Origin of the sequence: Bacillus sp. Marseille-P3661, assembly GCF_900240995.1 — a bacterium.
GTDB lineage: Bacteria > Bacillota > Bacilli > Bacillales > Bacillaceae_J > OESV01.
In genome coordinates, this window is sequence record NZ_LT965956.1 from 59,622 (window position 1) to 80,181 (window position 20,560).

19 protein-coding genes are annotated in these 20,560 nt (G+C 35.0%); 13 read left to right on the forward strand and 6 right to left on the reverse strand.

The genetic code is table 11. The features are described from left to right. The first annotated feature begins 678 nt into the window (after positions 1-678). The gene (locus tag C1724_RS19395; protein WP_180994354.1) at positions 679-1,218 is read left to right on the forward strand and encodes a DUF6143 family protein; all 540 of its coding nucleotides are present in this window, start codon (positions 679-681) and stop codon (positions 1,216-1,218) included. 290 nt (positions 1,219-1,508) lie between these two features. Next, on the forward strand, positions 1,509-1,757 hold the full coding sequence (locus C1724_RS19400) for a hypothetical protein (protein WP_102348429.1): 249 nt from the start codon (positions 1,509-1,511) through the stop codon (positions 1,755-1,757). 175 nt (positions 1,758-1,932) lie between these two features. Here C1724_RS19400 and C1724_RS19405 read toward each other — a convergent pair whose 3' ends face one another. Then, on the reverse strand, positions 1,933-2,328 hold the full coding sequence (locus C1724_RS19405; RefSeq protein ID WP_102348430.1) for a cupin domain-containing protein: 396 nt from the start codon (positions 2,326-2,328) through the stop codon (positions 1,933-1,935). Positions 2,329-2,563: 235 nt separating this feature from the next. Here C1724_RS19405 and C1724_RS19410 point away from each other — a divergent pair, with 235 nt between their 5' ends. From C1724_RS19410 to C1724_RS19435, 6 genes are all read left to right on the forward strand, one after another. Further along, a complete protein-coding gene (locus C1724_RS19410; RefSeq protein ID WP_102348431.1) occupies positions 2,564-3,289 on the forward strand; it encodes a zinc-ribbon domain-containing protein in 726 nt (241 codons plus the stop codon). Between the two features lie 328 nt (positions 3,290-3,617). After that, a complete protein-coding gene (gene thrC / locus C1724_RS19415; RefSeq protein ID WP_102348432.1) occupies positions 3,618-5,018 on the forward strand; it encodes a threonine synthase in 1,401 nt (466 codons plus the stop codon). A gap of 602 nt (positions 5,019-5,620) precedes the next feature. Continuing rightward, positions 5,621-6,148, forward strand: a complete 528-nt coding sequence (locus C1724_RS19420) for an adenylate cyclase (protein WP_102348433.1) — start codon at positions 5,621-5,623, stop codon at positions 6,146-6,148. 303 nt (positions 6,149-6,451) lie between these two features. Next, on the forward strand, positions 6,452-7,303 hold the full coding sequence (locus tag C1724_RS19425; protein ID WP_180994355.1) for a DUF1259 domain-containing protein: 852 nt from the start codon (positions 6,452-6,454) through the stop codon (positions 7,301-7,303). A 309-nt stretch (positions 7,304-7,612) separates the two neighbouring features. Continuing rightward, positions 7,613-8,173: a DUF7010 family protein gene (locus C1724_RS19430; protein WP_102348434.1), complete on the forward strand. Its 561-nt coding sequence runs from the start codon at positions 7,613-7,615 to the stop codon at positions 8,171-8,173. Positions 8,174-8,194: 21 nt separating this feature from the next. Further along, positions 8,195-8,674: a DUF2306 domain-containing protein gene (locus tag C1724_RS19435; RefSeq protein WP_102348435.1), complete on the forward strand. Its 480-nt coding sequence runs from the start codon at positions 8,195-8,197 to the stop codon at positions 8,672-8,674. A gap of 181 nt (positions 8,675-8,855) precedes the next feature. On the opposite strand, the gene C1724_RS19440 is transcribed toward C1724_RS19435, so the two are convergent. Continuing rightward, positions 8,856-9,446: a guanylate kinase gene (locus tag C1724_RS19440; protein ID WP_102348436.1), complete on the reverse strand. Its 591-nt coding sequence runs from the start codon at positions 9,444-9,446 to the stop codon at positions 8,856-8,858. A gap of 879 nt (positions 9,447-10,325) precedes the next feature. On the opposite strand from C1724_RS19440, the gene C1724_RS19445 reads away from it, so the two are divergent. Both C1724_RS19445 and C1724_RS19450 read left to right on the forward strand, forming a co-directional pair. Then, complete coding sequence (locus tag C1724_RS19445; protein ID WP_374703478.1) at positions 10,326-10,763, forward strand: DUF1641 domain-containing protein; 438 nt, start codon at positions 10,326-10,328, stop codon at positions 10,761-10,763. A 28-nt stretch (positions 10,764-10,791) separates the two neighbouring features. After that, positions 10,792-11,970, forward strand: a complete 1,179-nt coding sequence (locus C1724_RS19450) for an NAD(P)/FAD-dependent oxidoreductase (protein ID WP_102348438.1) — start codon at positions 10,792-10,794, stop codon at positions 11,968-11,970. A 132-nt stretch (positions 11,971-12,102) separates the two neighbouring features. On the opposite strand, the gene C1724_RS19455 is transcribed toward C1724_RS19450, so the two are convergent. From C1724_RS19455 to C1724_RS19470, 4 genes are all read right to left on the reverse strand, one after another. Further along, positions 12,103-13,317 (reverse strand): M20 metallopeptidase family protein, encoded by a 1,215-nt coding sequence (locus C1724_RS19455; protein WP_102348439.1) that lies wholly within the window; start codon positions 13,315-13,317, stop codon positions 12,103-12,105. Positions 13,318-13,368: 51 nt separating this feature from the next. Next, the gene (locus tag C1724_RS19460; protein ID WP_102348440.1) at positions 13,369-14,091 is read right to left on the reverse strand and encodes an amino acid ABC transporter ATP-binding protein; all 723 of its coding nucleotides are present in this window, start codon (positions 14,089-14,091) and stop codon (positions 13,369-13,371) included. Next, positions 14,088-14,750, reverse strand: coding sequence for an amino acid ABC transporter permease (locus C1724_RS19465; RefSeq protein ID WP_102348441.1), 663 nt, complete (start codon positions 14,748-14,750; stop codon positions 14,088-14,090). The genes C1724_RS19460 and C1724_RS19465 overlap by 4 nt, the downstream gene beginning before the upstream one ends. 185 nt (positions 14,751-14,935) lie before the next feature. After that, the gene (locus C1724_RS19470; RefSeq protein WP_102348442.1) at positions 14,936-15,775 is read right to left on the reverse strand and encodes an ABC transporter substrate-binding protein; all 840 of its coding nucleotides are present in this window, start codon (positions 15,773-15,775) and stop codon (positions 14,936-14,938) included. A gap of 439 nt (positions 15,776-16,214) precedes the next feature. Here C1724_RS19470 and C1724_RS19475 point away from each other — a divergent pair, with 439 nt between their 5' ends. The 3 genes from C1724_RS19475 (at position 16,215) to C1724_RS19485 (ending at position 20,448) form a co-directional block, all read left to right on the forward strand. Beyond that, a complete protein-coding gene (locus tag C1724_RS19475) occupies positions 16,215-16,721 on the forward strand; it encodes a DoxX family membrane protein (protein ID WP_102348443.1) in 507 nt (168 codons plus the stop codon). Between the two features lie 213 nt (positions 16,722-16,934). Next, positions 16,935-19,106 carry an AAA family ATPase gene (locus tag C1724_RS19480; RefSeq protein ID WP_102348444.1) on the forward strand — a complete coding sequence of 724 codons (2,172 nt, stop codon included), beginning with the start codon at positions 16,935-16,937 and terminating at the stop codon, positions 19,104-19,106. Further along, the gene (locus C1724_RS19485) at positions 19,075-20,448 is read left to right on the forward strand and encodes an LlaJI family restriction endonuclease (RefSeq protein WP_102348445.1); all 1,374 of its coding nucleotides are present in this window, start codon (positions 19,075-19,077) and stop codon (positions 20,446-20,448) included. The genes C1724_RS19480 and C1724_RS19485 overlap by 32 nt, the downstream gene beginning before the upstream one ends. Positions 20,449-20,560 lie beyond the last annotated feature (112 nt).

Below are 20,560 nucleotides of genomic sequence, written 5' to 3' on the forward strand. Positions count from 1 at the left end.
TATCAATCCATACAGGGGAGTTTGATAACTATTTAGTATCCCAATTTCTTTCATACCTTGATAAACAACCATACCCCTGTCCCCTTCATGAATATCTTGTTATGAAGGAGGTGAATGGAATATGTCAAAGAAGAAAAAAGAGAAAGAGAAGTGCTGTTGTTCCAATCAAATTTTCAATCCAATAGTACACCCTAGTTCACTCTCTAAGGTAAAAATAATACCTATCAGAGACATCCCAGACAATTGCCAATTAGTTTGTGTGGGCCCTATTTGCTCAATAGTCTGCTTTGGTGATGATTTAAGAGTCATTCATTGTGATATTGTTTGTGACGATGCGGGGAATTGCACAGTGATTTGCACACCTGACGACAACGCCTAGTGCATTCCATCTTGAGTATAGATACAAACGCCCTGTATCTTCTAAAAGCTTTAGAAAGTAAATAGTTGCATTTATTATAGAAACAAAGATTTAATTTAAACCTTGTTAGGTCAATGTAGTTGAATTAAGTCAAGTGAAAAAGTTGGTTTCCTTATTTTTATCTAGGAATCAACTTTTTTAGGGAAGGCTCTTAATACAAAATTTTAGAATTGTTAGCAGTACATAATTGTTTTTTAATATTTTTGTCCAAACTTTCACTATCAAATTTCATAAAATATAGAAAGGAGTGAAGTATTCTTATGCCATTGTTTAATAATGACCGATTGAATAAAGCCGTTAACATACCTAACCCCTTGTATCAATCTTTACAGGGGAGATATTTTGTAGGACAAACGGAACACATTCGTTTTGGAAAAGGAAAAAATGCGTGGGGAGGCTTAGTTAACCCGTTTAAATCTGATGTCAATTTATTTGTAAATGCGTTTACCATCACCAATCATTCCGATCAACCTTTTGAAGCTGAAATTTGGTTTAATCCCATTCCTCCTGGCAAACCAATGATTTCGAAAAATGTGACGCCTGCAAACACAGCCCTTTCACCGCTGCCGAAGCCCGAAGTAAAAATCACATATGCTGAATTTGTTGAAGGATTTCCAAGAAAAGGGGTGATGGCATTCAGGCGGATTGTCCCACCGCAAAGTACCTTAGCCAGTGATGAAGATGGGAAATTTATCTTTCCACCAGGAGGGTCATTTATAATTTTTTTAGTTTCACCAAATAATGAAATCATACAGGCAGAAATTGCGTTTGGCTGGTTTGAAAAAGATAAAAGGAAATAGCTGATAAAGTGAAACTCGATCAGTGTTGGGGCATCCTCTACTGATTGTTAGTAGTTAATGCTATGACCGAAAGGCCATTGAAGCAATTGGGCGTTTATGGGCTGTGCTTTATGTATTAGTAACTCGTTTCAATTGATCTACTAAAGTTTTACTGACTAGCCTACTCATATAGTGACCCTGAAGTCTAGCGCTATTTTTATGATTAAAATAACTTTTAACTTTTAGGAATCTACTTTATTTTCTATGAATAAACTTTAAACAAGAGCCATAAATGATAGGAGGAATACTTGTTGGAGAAACATGAAAGTTATTTCTATGAAAGTAAAGTAACTCGAAGTAACCTAGAGGTTGAGTTTAGAGAAGCAAAGGAGGAAGAAAAGGTTTTGTATAATCTAGTTTCGAAAAAAATACATGAAATTGCTAATGTTGATACTTTTCGCAAACCTGCTGATTTACAAAGAGAGATTACGGTTTTATGTAATTTCTTGACCGATAAATTAAAAGAAATATATAGTATTGAAAATGTATCCGCCAAATAAAGGCGGTTTTATTTTTTTATCGCCATGAAACTATTTTAACTTTTTTCTATTATTTTTGGGATTAAGGTTTATTTACTCTTAATATAAGTGATACCTGTTGTCCTCTTGTATTAAAAATTATTTCTTCCGTAGTAACAAATGAACAAACAGATCGAATCAGATGACTCGATGCTTTTTACAATGAATTAAACCATTCTTCATCAACAGGCTCTAACCATTCTGTTTCCCCAGGTGTGAGTGCTAAATGTACAAACCAACTGTCTTTTGTTGCACCATGCCAATGTTTTATATTCGGTGGAATATTCACCACATCACCAGTTTTGATGAATTGTGCTGTTTTTCCTTCTTCTTGATACCATCCCTCACCACCTGTAATTAACAAAACTTGCCCTATTTTATGGGAGTGCCAGTTAGTGCGAGCTCTTGGAGCAAATGTCACATTTCTAATAGATGTATTAAGTGGAGTTGGATCTGAGAACACCATATGTATGTATGCATCACCGCTAAAGTCTGTTTCAACTTTATGTCCCAATGGAAAGATTGTGCTATTGCATAAATGATCATTTTCCATAATTAAAATCCTACTTTCTTTTATAAGCATTCAATTCTATTTTAATTTGTCTAAATTAATAATAATTATTCATAGGCCAAGGGGACAGGTAAGGTGGTTTAATTTTTATTTTGATAAGACCAATTGACCTGTCCCTTTGACCTTGCCTAGGTGCTTCAGAAAATTTGTGTTCTTAAAATATTTATGAGAATAGTGGTGATAATAAAAGGAATCAAACATTCGAAGGGTGATTGTAGTGGCATTAATTTCATGTCCTGAATGTTCTAGAGAGATTTCTGATAAGGTAAAAAGTTGTCCTCATTGTGGCTATCCATTGGATGGGGAACAGGAGAGTACTCAAAAAGTTGAACTAACATCTGTAAATTTGAAGATGGAGAAACGCAAAAAGAAGAAATTACTTACATTAATTATAAGCCTTTTAGTGGTGGGACTATTGCTTGGGGTTGGTTACTCGGTTTACAGTAAACAACAATCCGAAAAAATAGCGGCTGAATATGCCGAAAATGTTGATCTTTTATTAATTGAAATGGTAGCAAGTGGTGCACAGGCTGAGAGTTTGCTGAATTTGACAGCAAAAGTTTGGGTTAACACAATATATGAAGAAGAAGATTTTAAAACTGACCAATATACAAAAAAATATGGTTATTTTGAAGATGATTTCAATGTCTCCTTAGCACGTCTTTTTGCTGATGAGAATACAAAAAAAACAATAGAAAGTATTGAAACGTCACAAGATAATGTTGCCGATCTGATGAAGAAACTTCAAAATCCACCTGAAGACTATCAAAAAGCTTATGAAACATTAAGTGAGTTGTATAGTGTGTACCAAGGGGTTACTGATCTAGCGATTAATCCAAAGGGAACTTTAACATCTTTTAATAGCAATAGAAATGAGAGAATAGACAAGTTTATGGAGTTGCTCAATAAAATCGAAACCCAATTACCCGAAAAAGCAAAATAAATGGCCTTAAGGAACAGTTACCTTGAAGAGGAAAATTAACACAAATGCCTAATTAAAATATAAACGCGAATAAACCAAAGTAAAAGTGGTTGAAACCATTTATGAACTAAGATTTCCAATGCTAATCCTATAAAAAAATGGTTCGACCAAATTCTTAGTGAGTTTGGTCATTTTTCTTAGCACGTAGTTAGTTAAAGCGATTTACCAGAAAATAGGGCCACAGTTTCGATTATTTTTTTAAAAAAATGTCGAATTATTTCAAATACATATTGACTCACGGCTAAATCTGGGCAAAGATAAAGATATTATTTATTTCTTGGAGGCTGTTATGAAATATATTAGTACACGCGGTAATGTAAATGAAATTGGTTTTATTGATACAGTTTTGATGGGCTTGGCAACGGATGGTGGACTATTAGTTCCAAAACAAATTCCACAATTTTCGGATGAAAAGCTGGATTCGATGTCCAAGTTATCATATCAAGAATTAGCATATGAAATTATTTCTCAATATGTAGATGGGGAAATCCCAGAGAATGAACTCAAGGGATTAATTGAGAAAAGCTATGGGACTTTCCGTCATCCTGAAGTGACACCTGTCCAAAAAGTTAAGGATAATATGTATGTTCTCGAATTGTTCCATGGACCAACTTTTGCTTTTAAAGATGTAGCGCTGCAATTTTTAGGGAATTTATATTCTTATATTGCAAAGAAGACAGGTGTTACCATTAATATCCTTGGGGCTACGTCTGGGGATACAGGTGCATCGGCTATTGAGGGTGTAAGAGGAAAAGAAGGAATTCGCATTTGTATATTGCATCCACATGGAAAAGTAAGTAAGGTACAAGAGCTGCAAATGACGACTGTGGATGATCCAACTGTTCTAAATTTAGCGATTAAAGGAACTTTTGACGATGGTCAAAGAATGATAAAAGAAATATTTGCAGATTTGGATTTTAAAGAAAAATATCATTTGCGTGCTATCAATTCGATCAACTTTGCTCGCATCCTAGCGCAAATCGTTTATTATTTCTATGCGTATTTCCAAGTGGCAAAAGAGAAAAATATAGAAAGTCTTAACTTTAGTGTGCCAACTGGGAACTTCGGGGACATTTTTGCGGGTTATTTGGCAAAGAGAATGGGTCTTCCTGTTGGTAAACTGATTGTTGCAACGAACGAAAACAATATTTTAGAACGTTTTATCAACGATGGTGTGTATGAGCCAGGTGAATTCCGTAGCACATTTAGTCCTTCTATGGATATTCAAGTTGCCAGCAATTTCGAGCGTTATCTATACTACTTGCTAAAAGAAGATTCAAGTTCAGTTACTAATTTAATGGACCAATTTAAATCCGAAGGAAAAATTGTAGTAAATGAGGAGCAGTTGCGTCAGGTACAAGCCGATTTTGCTGCATATGGCGTACAGGGTGAGGAGTGCCTGCAAACAATTAGCAAGTATTATGCCGAAACGAATTATTTACTTGATCCACATACTTCTTGTGGGGTTGCAGCATACGAACACACTACCGATTCAAATGAGGTGACTGTGACACTTGCAACTGCTCATCCAGCAAAATTTAATGAATCGATTGAACGTTGTAATATTGAGCAAACATTCCCTGAACAAATTAACGAACTGTTCGAAAAACCACAACATCTCGAAGTAGTTGAAGCTGAAAATGATGAAATTATTCGAAAGCTAGAGAAACATTTTAGTTCAGCACAATAATTGAATATAGAATTTAAAATTGCACCACCAAATTTAGTACACAGTCTAAAAATTTGGTGGTGCTTTTCTGTAGTTAAATTAAATTAACAAAGTAGACATGTAGCGAAAAAAAGTTCTTCTTTTAGCGGAAGAAGAACAAAGCAAGGAACAGTGAGAAAGGTCTTCAATAGAGGACGATGACCCAACCTTGTTGGGAACATTTTGCATCCATAACTTTAGCAGTTTCTACGAGTAATTCTCGTTCAGAAAACCATATTTCATTAAAAAATTGAGAGTTAATAGGCAGCGGGGATAAGTTTAAGTAGCTTAGTATGATAGATACTCATACTAAATACTACAGTGCCGTTTATATTTCTTATAACGTTCCAACTTCAATTAATTCGTGTTCATGAGACCTAACTTCCATCTGCTATACAAATAGCAATTGAAAGTTAGGTTTTTGTATTTATCAAAAAACAATCGGTCTATCAATAGCCCGGAGTTAATAGTAAAAATTGAATGAAAATTTATGTTAGAATAATTAGAAAATTATGTACATCTAAATTTGTTTCTGGTAGAATAACTATACAAATATAAAGTTATAAAAATTGAGGTGAGTTTTAATGGGAGCAGGGAAGAAGATTGATAGAAAGTTTATTGTCGAAAATGACTATCTATTAGAACACTTAGATCTAGTTGCGATTGATTTGGTAGAACAGCGCTACATAGCTGTTGGGGTTGATGAAGAGGTTAGAATTAGAAGTATTGAGGACTATACGACAGAACCTCACAAAGTTACTTATTATCTCTCAATCAAGAAAGGTCAAGGGATGGCTCGTATTAAAACAGAAACTGAAATTAAAGAAAATACCTATATCCAATTATTCAATAATTTAATAAGTTTAAAACCAATTATCAAAAAGAGATTATTCTATGATTATTGCGGTCATCATTTAACGATCTATAAATATTTCGGAAAATTAGAGGGACTAACGATTGTAAAGGTTGAATTTGATTCAGAGAAAGAAGCTGAAAAGTTTGAGATACCACACTGGTTCAGCACTGAAATTACAGATGATTTCTCTTATCGAAATCAAAACTTATTCCTTAAAATTAATGATATCGTTGAAACTAGCGAAGTACACGCTTAATATTAATATCTCAATTTAACCAATAGAGGTACACGTGAGTCCTACTCATATGTACCTCTATTTATGGGTTCTAAAAATATTTTGATATTTATTTTAATAAGGTGATCTAACTGTAAGAGATTATCTAAAAGTAGCTTTAAAAAGCAAATGCAAACATCGGGTGAAGGGATAGCAGAAACAATTTGAAGAAAAATCCACGTATAGCCAATCCATTAGAAAAGCGATAGGAAAATAGCCCTGTCAAAATAATTAACCATGAATAGCCTATTATGGAACATTTATTTAGATGGGGGAATCGCAATTATGAATGAAATGAGTAGTATGGAGCCAAGCAAGCTCTGTCAGGAGTTTGCTAACATTTTAGACGCAATGCCAGCTGTTATTAACGGTGTTTGTACAGCAACTCGGTCTCGGACCAATATCCACCCAACTGTTTTGAGACGCAGAGCAGAATCTTTTATGTTTGTTCCTCAGGCATTTTCATTTGAACAGTTGGACAGCCAAGGTAAAGCGTTATGCCTTGGGGAGACTGTGATTCTTCAAGAAGAAATAAATCCATTTATTTCTGTTCTAAGGTCACATAATATTTTTGTCACCGCCGTACACAATCACTGGTTATTTGATGATCCTCGTTTGATGTATATTCATTTTGAATCCATTGATGAACCACTTGATTTTGCTCGAAATACAAAGGATGCGCTTGATGTATTGACTACTAAAAATATTGGTGGTTTTGGATTAGGGAGACAGCGTGTAAATAGTAGAGCGGAAGAGTTATGTGAAGAATTTCATAGAATACTAGGTGGAGACCAAACCTTTGAAGATGGCGTTTGCATGGTGATGAGATCACGGAACGAAATAAGACCTCGGATTTTGGGAAGACCAAGTCGATCCTTCCTCGCTATTCCACAAATGTTTGCGTTTGAATCATTAACACCGGATGGCAGGGCACTGTGTAGTGGAGAAACAGTTCTTCTAGAGGAAGAATTTAATCCCTTAGCTAGTAAACTACGCGAGCATGGAATACTTATTACAGCTTTCCATAATCATTGGCTTTTTGACAATCCAAAATTGATGTACATTCACTTTGTGAAGATTGACCATCCAGTTCAGTTTGCGAAGGATGTGAGGGAATCTTTCAGAGTACTAAAATGAGCAAGAGCGACATTATCGGGGGAAAAGGTTACTTCTAAATTAAAAAGGAGTAACCAAAGCCTCCGAATTTTAAATTTTATTGGAGCGCTCAGTTATCAAGTGATCCCATGAGTATTGCATGAAGAAGGTGCCTTTTCCAAAAGAGCATATAGAGCTTTTTTCTTAGATCTAGCACAAATGGAGGACTTATCAGGAAAACCAATCTTTAGAGAAATTAGTTCAAATTATCCAAAAAAACAATGGTAAATAAAGGGAAATGTTGATATAGTAATTAGGTAGCGCCATATTAATAGAAAAAGTGGTGTATTCATGATGAAAACATTAGAAACTTTGCGAACTGAAATCGTATTTGAAGCTAAAAAAGGATATCCTATTTTACTATCGGGTTCCTGTGTGTTTTTTATATTTATATTACTTCCATTTATATTTCCAATGGCAACCGTCCAATTAGTGTGGATTTTTGGTCTAACGGCAATTTTTCCATTAGGATTATTAATCAGTAAGTTTCTCGGTGTAAATATCCTATCTTCTGGTAATCCGTTAGGTACATTAGGAGGAATCGTTGCTTTTGCACAAGCTTTTTTTATTCCAGTCTTTATCGTCGTTTATATACATATACCAGCCTACCTGCCTTTCACGATAGGATTGCTTGGAGGATCGCACTTTCTGCCTTATATGTGGATTTATAAAAGCAACGCTTATTTAGTTGTTACTTTAGGTGTCTGTTTATCTTCTTTTTTCCTTGGAGGATGGTTTGTTAACCAAGCATTTATACTTGTTCCTTTAGCAATTTTTCTTGTTTATGGGATTGGTGTACTTCTAATTATAAAAGAACTGAGAGTAGAGAGTAGTAGGTCGGACTCCAAATAAACTATTTGAGGAGAGGATCACTTGTTTAATTTAGTTTTATTTTCACATATTGCAACAGGTTTCATCTGTCTGATAAGTGGTATCTTTGCGATGTCTGCTAAGAAAAAGAAAGGCAAACATACTGTTTCGGGTGAGATTTATCATTGGTCATATGTTCTTGTGTTCCTATCAACTGTCGTGATGTCGATTATTCATTGGGAGGAAAGTGCTTATCTTTTCTATATTGGAGTTTTTTCCTATGCACTTGCTCTGCTTGGATATCTAGCTGTAAAAATAAAGTGGAAAAATTGGCTAAGTAACCATATTGGCGGTATGCTTGGATCTTATATTGGAATCGTAACCGCTACAATTGTCGTTAACAGCCCCAGAGTTCCGTTATTAAACGAAATTCCGGTTCTAATTTTTTGGTTTTTACCAACAATTATTGGTACACCATTTATAATTAAGGTAGGTAATAAGTATAAAGCGAAACGGGGAAAGGGGCATACTTCACATCTATAATCTCTTTGTGGGAGGGTGTATAGGTGTTTATTTTTTGAATTTCTGCTGCGCTAGAATTAATATTTATTTAAAAAGAATAAAGAGACCAAATCAACAACACGATTTGGTCTTCTAATTTGTATGTTATTTTAGTAATCGTAAAGTCTGTCCATGCACTTTAACTCCACAAACCGAACCCTCTTTAGTAATCCGTTTCAATCAAATTTCTTTCTAAATACGATTCAATTAATTCGCTAATTTGAAAGGAAACCTGTGGCAAATCATAATTTTCAAAAATATGCTCACATTGATTTTTATAATTCATTGTTTCATCATAATGAGACATATGGCGCTGGATCTCTGACTCACCATCTTGGCGTTTCTTTTGTCTCTCGATGACTGTTTCGCGGTTGGCATAAATAAAAATGCGAACTACCTTTTCACCATACATTTGTTTTAATTTTTCAGCTCCTTCAGGATTAAGAGCCATATAAACTAAATTATGTTCTTTAAAGGTTTCTATAATATCAATTTCACGAATTCCGTAATGATTTCCATCAATTTCAACACTTTCAAGGAATTCGCCCTGTTCCTGCATTTTTAGAAAAGTTTCTTTAGAAACAAAGTGATAGTCTTCTCCGTTGATTTCATAATGGCGTGGGGGACGAGTGGTATACGAGAGAACGGTTTCCATATCGAAGGCAGTTGCGACCATTTTTCCTAGAGTTTTTCTTCCAGAACCATCAGGGCCAGTATAAATGAAAATTCTTTCTTTTTCTTTAATTTGATACATAAATTACCTCCTTGAGTTTTGTGAATTTAATGAATCTTTTGAATTTTATATTTATTATATCATATATTCGACCTACTTTGTAGTGAAAACTTTGTGAACAATAATTGAACTCCAACTTATACATGTGAATTGTCAAACTAACAACTATTTTATATTTTATTTAACGACAAGATACAAAAGAACATTAACAAAGTAAATGAGGAATAAGTCCTGAGTCTCTGTCACCCAGTGTATATAAAGGGGTATGCCACAGTCTTTTCTGGTGAAAATTGCATCCAAGAAGCTAATAGGGGGGTTACAAGATAGTTTACAAAAACTATATAATTATTCATACTTTTATGAAAATAAAAGAGTTGAAAATACTAGGATAAGCAATTATAAGTTTATTAAAATAATATATTCACTTTTAAAATAGTAAAAATATAGTGATGTTTTATAGTAAAATAACGAATAAGGAAGATTTCTAAAGAAAAGTATGTATGTTCCCGCTTACATGATGGTTTTGAAATTATATGGAAATATGATAGATTGAATGTGTGCAATAGAAAAGGATATGTCAATGGAGAAATTGTTACAAATGAAAATAACGTTTATTTTTCTTTCGAGAACTAAACAATAGCTCGTTACGGTAAGGAATATTAATAGTTTCGTATTTCTTAAACATTAGATACTACTAGTTAATGTTTTATTTTTGTTTGGGATGAAACTGCCCTGTGTTTCGTTAGTCATTGTTGAAAGTTGAAAGAGAGATCGCAGCGTTATTCCTAGATAATATCGGAAGATCTGGAATAGCAGAATAAGTACCAGAATTCATGGACTAGGAGGAACGAAATAATGCCAGCAACTTTACTTAGAGAACGAGAAACAACGATAGAAGAAATGTTTAATAATGGATTTCAGAACAAATCATCTGAAAATGATCAAGTAAAAACGGAACTATTTGATCAACTCTCAAAACCGGAAGTTCAAGAATCACTTACAACACTTATTGAAAATCTACCCAAAATAGTAGAAATGACAACGGCGTTAAATAAATCGTACGACTTAATTCAATCGTTAACTACAGATCGCGTGTTGTATGAGGATTTAATGGGAGGAATGAAAGAGTTTATTGAGCCAGTTGAAAGTACAGTCAAAGGAATGGCTGCAACAGCAATCGAGGCAAAAGATCGTGCACAAGCTAACGACCAAAAAACAATTGGTCTTTTTGGTTTGCTTAAAATGTTAAAAGACCCACAAGTGCAAAAGATGTTCCGTTTTGTTCAAGCCTATTTGGATATAACATCTGAAAAACAAGCAAAAGGGAATGCCCAATAATTTAGTGGCAGGTAAAGGGGTTAATAGTATGACAAAACATATTGTAATATTAGGCGGAGGCTATGGTGGCTTACTATCAGCTTTAACAGCAAGGAAACATTTGTCTCAAAGTGATGCGCGTATTACGGTGGTTAATCGTTTTCCAACACATCAAATTATAACAGAATTACATCGCTTGGCAGCAGGAAATTTATCCGAAAAAGCAGTGGCGTTACCGCTGGAAAAATTATTTCGTGGTAAGAATATTGATTTTATTATTGATACAGTAGATAGCATTCATTTTGAAGATAAAGAAATCTCTTTAGAAAAAAACGACAACCTTCATTATGATTTATTAGTTGTTGCACTTGGTAGTCAAACTGCTTTCTTTGGTATTCCAGGACTTGAAGAACATAGTTTTAAGTTGAAATCAGTTGATGATGCGAAGCACTTACATGCACATATAGAAAAATGCATTGAGAACTACAGCCGAACTGGAAATAAAGCCGATGCAACGTTTGTAGTAGGTGGTGGAGGTTTAACCGGAATTGAATTAATCGGAGAGTTTGCTGATTTGATGCCACAGTTATGTAAAAAATACCGAGTTAATCGAAAGGACGTCACTTTAATTTGTGTTGAAGCAGGCCATAGTATTTTAAAAGGTTTTCCTGATGCACTCATTAAACGTGCGCAATCAAGTTTAGAATCACGAGGTGTTCAATTTACATTTGGGTTTCCGGTTACGAACGTAGACCCAGCTTCGGTTGAATTAAAAAGTGGGCGAAGAATTGAAACCAATACGCTTGTTTGGACAGGCGGTGTTCAAGGAAATGATGTGGTTGCCAATTCAGGTCTTGAAGTGAATCGTGGACGTGTACCTGTAAATGAGTATTTGCAATCAGCCGCTTACAAGGATGTTTTCTTTGCTGGCGATTGTGCTATTGTAATGGGACCAGATGACTGTCCATATCCTCCGACCGCACAGTTATCCTGGCAAATGGGTGAAAATATTGGATTTAATTTATTTGCCCACATAAAAGGTGGAGCTATGGCGCCGTTTGAACCTGTTTTTTCTGGAACGTTAGGTAGTTTAGGACGTAAAGATGCCGTTGGTATGATTGGCGGAAACCAAACACAAATCAAAGGATTGCCTGCCTCGTTAATGAAGGAAGCAAGTAATGTCCGTTACTTATCACATATAAAAGGTTTATTTAGTTTAGCATATTAATAAACTAGTTATACCGCACAGTGTACCGACGTAAATCAATAGGCAAATATAGCGGAGCCAATAATATAAAAGAGAGTCAGATGAATAGATTATTAATCTATTCATCTGACTCTTTTAATTGCGTACAAATGTTCAATGAGAAGAACAGTTCCTACCTAAAAGTTGGAATGCAGATTGGACCATCCATTTTACGCCAATTTTAATGGCGTCTTCATCTACCATAAATTTAGGGTGATGCCAGCCATTGACGATTCCTTTTTCTTCATTTCTCGATCCGACCCAAACAAAACAGCCAGGGATTTCTTTTTGGTAATATGCAAAATCCTCTCCGACCATGGTAGGTTCAAGCGTGACCGTGTTTTCATGACCGACGACATTGATGGCTGCAGAACGTACTACCTCTGTTACGTTTTTATCGTTAATAACCGCAGGGATTAGGAATTTATAATCGATTTCAACTTCGCCACCCATCGATTTGACTGTATTCGTTACGATTTGTTGAAATAACTCGTATACTTTTTGCCGAACGTTTTCGTTGGAAGTTCTAACTGTGCCCTTTAATACTGCTTTATCTGGAATTACATTATTTGTTGCTCCAGCTTGGAAAGAACCGATGCTTAGAACGGCAGATTCTTTAGCAGGAATGAAACGGCTAATTATGGACTGCAACTGACTCACAACGGCTGTACCGATGATAATAGGATCGATTGTTTTTTCAGGCATGGCAGCATGTCCGCCTTTTCCTTTAATTGTAACGGTAAAATCATCCACACTAGCCATTAAAAATCCTTCCTTGACTCCAATCGTCCCAACAGGATAATCGGGCGAGTTATGTAGGCCAATTATCGACGATACTCCGTTTAGAAGCCCGTCTGCAATCACTGAAGTAGCTCCACCTTCTGTTTCTTCTGCAGGTTGGAATAGCAAGCGAACGTTCCCAGGTAGTGAGTCCTTTAGTTCGTTCAGAACAAGCCCTGCACCTAATGTGATAGTAGTGTGGACATCGTGACCACACATATGACTGACACCATCTATTTTCGAACGAAAAGGCAGCTCCGATTCTTCTTGAATCGGCAATGCATCGATATCGGCTCGAAGTGCAATCATTGGTGCTTGGACTTTACAGATTATATCTGCGGCTGTGCCTGTTTTTAAATGGTGGGGGATCGGTTCTATTCCAAATTCCTTCAAACAACTATTGATTTGTTTTGTTGTTTCAAATTCCATATTGCTAAGTTCAGGAAACATGTGTAGCTGTCTCCGAATCTCGACGAGTCTAGGAAACAACTTGTCTACTAAATTATCTATACGTCCTGCCAATTCACTAGCAGCTAATTCTTCAGTCATAATGAAATGAACCTCCTATTATATCCTGTAATACCTTCACTAGTGGAAGTTTTATTTTATATGTCCCAAAAATTCTTTCGTACGTTCATGTTTAGGATTTTCAAAAATTGCTGTTGGGGTACCTTGTTCGACTATATTACCGCCATCCATAAAAATAACGCGATCCGCAACTTCTTTGGCAAAGCCCATTTCGTGGGTGACAACGATCATTGTCATTCCTTCTTTTGCTAAACTTTTCATAACAGAGAGGACTTCACCAACTAATTCTGGGTCAAGCGCAGATGTTGGTTCATCAAACAACATGATTTTAGGCTCCATCGCGAGCGCTCGAGCGATCGCTACGCGCTGTTTTTGACCACCTGATAAACGGTTTGGGTATTCGTTAGCTTTTTCGGAAAGACCAACTTTTTGTAGTAGCTCCAATCCTTTTTTCATAGCTTGTTCTTTTGACATTTTTTTTAGTAAAACAGGCGCTTCGATGATATTTTCGATGACCGTCATATGTGGAAACAAGTTAAATTGCTGAAAAACCATGCCGATGTCCTGGCGAAGTTTGTTAAGAGATGATTCTCTTGAATCAATCTGTTTTCCGTCTATTATAATTGTTCCGCTATTCGCTTTTTCTAACACATTCATGCAGCGCAAGAATGTACTTTTGCCAGAGCCACTTGGTCCAATGATAACCACGACTTCACCTTGTAAAACATCTAAATTTACACCTTTTAATACGTCAAGTGTACCAAAGCTTTTTACGATATTTTTACATGATATCATTCATACGCACCTACCTTTTTCTCTATTTTTCCAACAATATAGCTCATGAGCGTTGTTAGTATTAAGTAGGTTAAACCTACTAAAAGGTAAACTTCCATATACTTGAACGTACTGCTAATGATTTGTTGCCCTGTACGGAGCAAATCATATAAAGCAATTGTTGATACTAGGGAAGATTCTTTAATTAAAGCAATAAATTCATTCCCGAGTGGTGGTAGCATTCGGCGAAAGGCTTGTGGAATAATAATGCGTCGCATTGCCTGTGCAGAGCTTAAACCAAGTGATCTTGCTGCTTCCATTTGTCCTTTGTCAATCGATTGAATCGCACCTCTTGCGATTTCTGCAATATAGGCAGCTGCATTTAAGGATAACGCGATGCAAGCCGAAACAAACGGTGGCATGGTAAGGGAGCTGAATAAAGATGGAATGGCAAAGTGAATAACAAATAATTGTAATAATAGCGGGGTACCACGGACAACCCAAATATAAAATCTACTAATCTGTGATAAGACACGATTACTAGATAAGCGACCAAGCCCGATAATTATTCCTAGTATGCTTCCAAAAATAACACCAATGACTGCGATTTCGATCGTAATTAATGCACCTTGTAATAGGTAGGGAAGATATGTTGTCGCAAATGTAAGAAAATCTTTCATTAGGTCTTCTCTCCTTCATGTTCTCCAGACTCTTGAAGTAATTTCGTTCATAATAGTTCTGGTATACTTAGTCAAATTCAAAAAAATTTTAGTAAATGTAAGAAGGATAAATCGGATGACCGATTTATCCTAATGTAAGTGGGGAAGGTATCATAACGAATTTATCATTCTAGTTAACTTTATATTTATTGTTGTGATAAATCTGCTCCAAACCATTCATTACTGATTCTAGCAAACTCTCCATTTTCTTTAACTTTAGCAACTGCCTCTGTTAAAGCTTTCTCTAGTTCGTTATCGTCTTTTCGAACTGCAATTCCAACTGGAAGTTTGTGGAATGATTCACCTGCAATATCGAATACACCAGGTTTTAAGTTTTGATAATAACGACCTACTACATCGGCTACTACAACCGCATCTAAACGACCAAGACCCATGTCATTGAAAACATCTGTGTAAGCATTGTACGTTTTCATTTCTTTAATACCTTCGATTTCTTTAGCAGCGGCTTCACTTGTTGAACCGATTTGAACGCCAACTACTTTTCCGGTAAGATCTTCAATTGATTTGATATTTAATGGATTTCCTGATTGGACCGCAACAATTTGTCCTAAATTTACATATTCTACGAAATCAACCATTTGCTTTCGTTCTTCAGTTACATTCATAGTTGACATGATGATATCGTATCTACTAGCATCTAGACCTGGTAGAATACCGTCCCATGCTGTTGGGATAAACTTTGCTTCCACTCCAAGTTCCTTTGCGACGGCTTTAGCTAACTCCACATCAAAACCCGTTAATTCATTTTTATCATTACGGAAATTCATAGGAGGGAATGTATCATCGATTGCAATTGTGATTTCCCCTTTTTCTTTAATTTGAGCTAACGTGTCTCCAGTTGCTGATTCTGGTTCTGTACTTTCGTTTTCATTACTAGGTGCTGCTGGTAGTTCGGGCTCAGCTCCACAAGCTGATACCATAATAGCCATCACAGCCATTAGTAGTAACATAATAATTTTTTTCATAGTTGTTTCTCCTTTATCACTTTATTTATTTACTAAAGTAAAGTATTTTGATATATCAATATTAAATATATTAATATAAAAAATCAAGACATTTATGAATAATTAATCATTAAAAATGGGAATGTTGTTTTACATCTTATACATAAAAGTTAGTTTAAAAGGATCAAGACCTGGGACTTAAAGGGGAAAAAGTTAACGTTTTAATAATAGTGACAAAAATCGTCCTACCTTAAAGAGGTTCAAATGCATCTGTTAAAAAAATCAATAGGAAAATATAGGTTTTCACTATTTTGTAATTAGTTTGTATCTATATTGTGAATAAGTGAACAAAGTTATTCCGTTTGATCATAAATTACCTATAATAAAAGTATAAGAAGTACTTCAAAACAATTAAGAAATCCTAAAATAGGATTTTACAATATTAGAGGAGTGAGAAAACATGGTAGTGAAATGGTTAAGAGAAAATAATGTAGCAGCCGGTTTATTGGTATTATTTAGATTATATTTAGGTTATCAATGGATACATGGTGGATGGGGCAAAATAACAGGTGGCTTTGATGCAAGTGGATTCTTACAAGGTGCAATAGGTAAAGCAAGCGGTGATCATCCAGCCGTCCAAGCATGGTGGGCAGGATTCCTTGAAGGTTTTGCTCTTCCAAATGTTGATTTATTCAATGTTTTAGTACCTTGGGGTGAATTGTTAGTAGGTTTAGGACTTATTCTTGGAACATTTACAACATTTGCTGCTTTAATGGGTTCAACAATGAACTTCGCATTCTTATTTAGTGGAACAGTTAGTACAAACGCACAAATGGTATTGTTAACAGTATTCATCCTCGTTGCAGGAGCGAATGCAGGGAAATATGGTTTAGATCGCATCATTTTACCATATATCCGCCGTAAAACAATGAATAAAGAGGAAAAAGCACATAAAGTAACTGTTTAAATAAAACTTACGAAAATAGGCGTAGCTGCAATAGCAGTTACGTCTTCTTTTATTTTGTTAGATTTGCATAGTTTCAATTTGGTGAAATTTTCCTGTAAAATAGTAACTAATTGAACGAATATCTCTAAGTTAATATAAATATGGTGTGGGTGTACAGTAAAGTATAAATACTAGAGTAATTTATCTAATTATCTAAAGAGGAGCTATTAACAAATGAATCCAACGAATATGAAACAAAGAGGAAAAGTCGAACTAAAACTAGGTATAAAGTCGTCTATACCTCATATTAAACAATTAATGGGTTTAGTAACGGCTTTTTGGAAAATCAATAATCATAATGCTGAATTAGAATATAGCGATGAAGCAGGAGATGGGATTGTCTTAAAACAAGCCCTAAAAGATGAGTTAAAGACATATTTTGGTGGAGAAATAAGTGCAAGCACCATTGATGAAACGCAATTTTTTGATAAGTTGGACGGCAATCCGTTGATTAAATCAAGTCTTGAAGCACTTGTTGTAGCATTAGAATTGATTTGGAAAATTAGTGCTGTGAAATTTACAGATGAAACGATTCCTCCGAGCGCTGAGAGAACTAGGGGAGGTGGAAGAAGGTATTGCAAAAAGATCGTATTTACAAAAAATATTGATTTACTTGATTTACAAATAAAACAGAACGAGGAAGAAGTAAAAATTATTCTTTTTAACTGGATTACAGGAGAAAATTTAAATATTAATACTGATCTGGAGAATGATTTAGTGAAGTTTTTTACTATCATTTCAGAAGAAGCTGTTTATCGTATACGAATGGATGCCGATCAAAATCATGATGTCATTTTCCAACAAGAAGGCATCTATTCAAATTTCTCTGTTGGTGACGAAAAGGTAAATTTAAAAGATTATAGAGAAAATATGGGGAGCCTTAGAATACTAAATTCGATACTAAATCAAGATTTAAATTTTTATTTAAAGAAAGTCGAGAATGATGCGGTTCTAAGAGAACCTGAGTTTCTAGAGGACCTAGTTGAATACACCAAAAGGGTTAACAGCTATCTTGACATAACGAATACTAATACAAAATTCATTTTTGAGCATGAAGAAAATAATCAAACGCAAGAGATAGATGAACCTCAAGAACCAGGTATTGAGCAACAGCAAATAGAAGGTGATCTTCCATATAACTGGATCATTTTTGGTGCACCCGGAACGGGAAAAAGTAATCATATTGAGACTGCGAGGGCTAAATTCAGTAGGTATGAAAGAGTTACGTTCCATCCTGCCTATACATATGCTCAATTTGTTGGAACGTATAAACCTAAACCCATTTATAAAGAGCACGGAAGTTCTCCACGTTACTCGACTAGCAAGCCATCTAAAGCTGAATTAACTACTTCTCAGGGCGGGGCTGATTATAATGATATTTATAACATACAAAATGAACCGTATGTTACCTACGAATTTGTTCCTGGGCCACTTTTGCGAATACTAGCAGAAGCCATCCACGACTTCGAAAAAGGAATTGATAAAGACTATCTATTAATTATTGAGGAAATAAACAGGGCTAATGTAGCAAGTGTGTTTGGTGATATTTTTCAATTATTAGACCGAAAAGACGATACGGGTGAAAGTGAATATAAAATCAATATCCCTGAAGAGTTGAAAGAATACTTACGTTCAAATGACATTGACACCGATCAATTATATCTTCCACCTAACTTTTATATGTGGGCAACTATGAATACTGCTGACCAAGGCGTATTTCCTATGGATACAGCTTTTAAGAGAAGATGGGACTTTGAATACATAGATGTCGATAAAGGTGAAATGAAAATTCAATCCTATATGGTCGATATTCATCCGTTTGGGGAAATCAACTGGAACATCTTTAGAAAAGCCGTAAATAAACGTCTTTCTGGATTAGATGTAAAAGAAGATAAACAGCTTGGTCCATTCTTTATATCTATAGCGGACCTTAAAAATCCAAAAAAATTTGAAAGGGCGTTTAAAAGTAAGCTGTTGATGTATTTATATGAGGATGTTTTTAAGCACGGTAAGAAAAACGAGTTTTTTATTGAGGAAGCCAGAAATTATCCAGATGGTTTAAAACTATATAGTCAGAAAAAGAATATTTTTGCGTTTGATCTAGCAAATTTAATGAATGAAATTTCAGCACTGACTGTTGAAAATAACGCACCTACTGAACAAGACAACGCTACTGATACGGATATAGAAACAGATGTGGACACTAATATGGATGTGGATGCAGATACAGAAAGAGTTACAGAAACTGTGCATCTCCCAGCAGACGAGGAACTAACTCTTGACAATTCAGAAACAGGCGGAGATGAATTAGAAAATGAATCCGAAGAAGAAGATTCGGATGAGTGATATGATGGAAGTCATTTTTCTAAAAGAATTAATGCCATATTCAAAAGAGAATTTGGTAACAGTATTGCAACTATCTGACCATAAATTTGATCGATTTATAAACGCTTTAAAGTCTAAAAATATAGTGAAAGCCGAGAAAGATTACAAATTTAACTTTGTTGGCTTACTACAATTTGAGGATAAAACGATATTTTTTATCCCTAAATATGTTCAGCGTGAAGAAGACTACAGCGAAGTTATGAAACAACTTTTACAATTGTTTCATGTATACTCGAAACGGGAGAAAATTACGAATGATGAAATCGAGTCTCTAGGTAGCTTTCAACATTATGGGCATTATAACTTGATTTCGATCATTGATTTTTTATTAAGAGATTATAGAGAATATGGCTTGTATTCAAATGAAAAAGATGCTTATGAATGGAATCGGAATGGCGAAATCAACTGGAACAGGACTATTGAGGAAGGTACAGCTTATATACTAAAAGGAAGTTCGATTTATTTTGATTATGTGACAAACGTTATACTGAATGATGAGGAAGATGTTATTAGAAAAATTCATAAGTATGTGCTAAGTCAATGTACGAAATTTTTGGAAAGAACAGGTTTGATTGGTTATTTCACATTTCCGAGCATGTCGTTTGAAATTGAACTGGATGATTTGGGTTCAATTGAATTTATTTTAAGTAAGATCAAGGATGAATTAACCACACAGTTTAGCGATCGGAAACAGCTAGTTCTTAAAGCGTTATATTCCTTTATTTCAAAAAGTGGATTTAAGGGCCAACAGGATGGGTTAGTGATTTATGGAACGAGGTCTTTTTATCATATATGGGAAAAGGTTTGTACTTATCTGCTCGGTGATGAGACTAATAAAACATTTAGAGAAATGATAGATAAGCCGATTTGGACAGACGCATTTGGGACTCCATCCGAAAAGGATACGCTTGAACCAGATATATTGAGGGAAACCACAATATTCGGATATAGAACCTTTCTTATTCTTGATGCCAAGTATTACAAAATATACTTTAAAAATGGAGAGGTTAAGAACAATCCTGGGGTGGAGGATGTGACAAAACAATATATGTACGAGCTTGCGTATAAGGATTACTTTAAGAAACATAAGATCACACATATTTATAACCTATTTTTATTTCCTCATGATCAGTTAGGGATCATTAAATTAGGAAAGGTATCTATCAGTTTTCTACGTGCATTACAATTACAGGATGTAACTTTAATTGTTCTGCCAGCATCAGAACTATTTGATTATTATTTAAAAAGTAAAAAGTATACAAGTACTGACTTTGAAAGGTTAATAACCGTTGTGAAAAGTTAATCATGGGGACGGTTCTGGCGACTAAAGTAGCACTTCTACCGTTATAGGTGTTTATAATTCCACGGCAACTGGATGAAATTCTTTATACATGAAACAATGTGGGTAAATGCAT

Excerpts from the sequence above, each read along its gene's own strand:
- C1724_RS19395 (WP_180994354.1), top strand. The coding sequence starts at position 679 with ATGCCATTGTTTAATAATGACCGATTGAATAAAGCCGTTAACATACCT.
- C1724_RS19405 (WP_102348430.1), bottom strand. The coding sequence starts at position 2,328 with ATGGAAAATGATCATTTATGCAATAGCACAATCTTTCCATTGGGACAT.
- thrC (WP_102348432.1), top strand. The coding sequence starts at position 3,618 with ATGAAATATATTAGTACACGCGGTAATGTAAATGAAATTGGTTTTATT.
- C1724_RS19420 (WP_102348433.1), top strand. The coding sequence starts at position 5,621 with ATGGGAGCAGGGAAGAAGATTGATAGAAAGTTTATTGTCGAAAATGAC.
- C1724_RS19425 (WP_180994355.1), top strand. The coding sequence starts at position 6,452 with ATGAATGAAATGAGTAGTATGGAGCCAAGCAAGCTCTGTCAGGAGTTT.
- C1724_RS19430 (WP_102348434.1), top strand. The coding sequence starts at position 7,613 with ATGATGAAAACATTAGAAACTTTGCGAACTGAAATCGTATTTGAAGCT.
- C1724_RS19440 (WP_102348436.1), bottom strand. The coding sequence starts at position 9,446 with ATGTATCAAATTAAAGAAAAAGAAAGAATTTTCATTTATACTGGCCCT.
- C1724_RS19445 (WP_374703478.1), top strand. The coding sequence starts at position 10,326 with ATGTTTAATAATGGATTTCAGAACAAATCATCTGAAAATGATCAAGTA.
- C1724_RS19450 (WP_102348438.1), top strand. The coding sequence starts at position 10,792 with ATGACAAAACATATTGTAATATTAGGCGGAGGCTATGGTGGCTTACTA.
- C1724_RS19455 (WP_102348439.1), bottom strand. The coding sequence starts at position 13,317 with ATGACTGAAGAATTAGCTGCTAGTGAATTGGCAGGACGTATAGATAAT.
- C1724_RS19460 (WP_102348440.1), bottom strand. The coding sequence starts at position 14,091 with ATGATATCATGTAAAAATATCGTAAAAAGCTTTGGTACACTTGACGTA.
- C1724_RS19465 (WP_102348441.1), bottom strand. The coding sequence starts at position 14,750 with ATGAAAGATTTTCTTACATTTGCGACAACATATCTTCCCTACCTATTA.
- C1724_RS19470 (WP_102348442.1), bottom strand. The coding sequence starts at position 15,775 with ATGAAAAAAATTATTATGTTACTACTAATGGCTGTGATGGCTATTATG.
- C1724_RS19475 (WP_102348443.1), top strand. The coding sequence starts at position 16,215 with ATGGTAGTGAAATGGTTAAGAGAAAATAATGTAGCAGCCGGTTTATTG.
- C1724_RS19480 (WP_102348444.1), top strand. The coding sequence starts at position 16,935 with ATGAATCCAACGAATATGAAACAAAGAGGAAAAGTCGAACTAAAACTA.
- C1724_RS19485 (WP_102348445.1), top strand. The coding sequence starts at position 19,075 with ATGAATCCGAAGAAGAAGATTCGGATGAGTGATATGATGGAAGTCATT.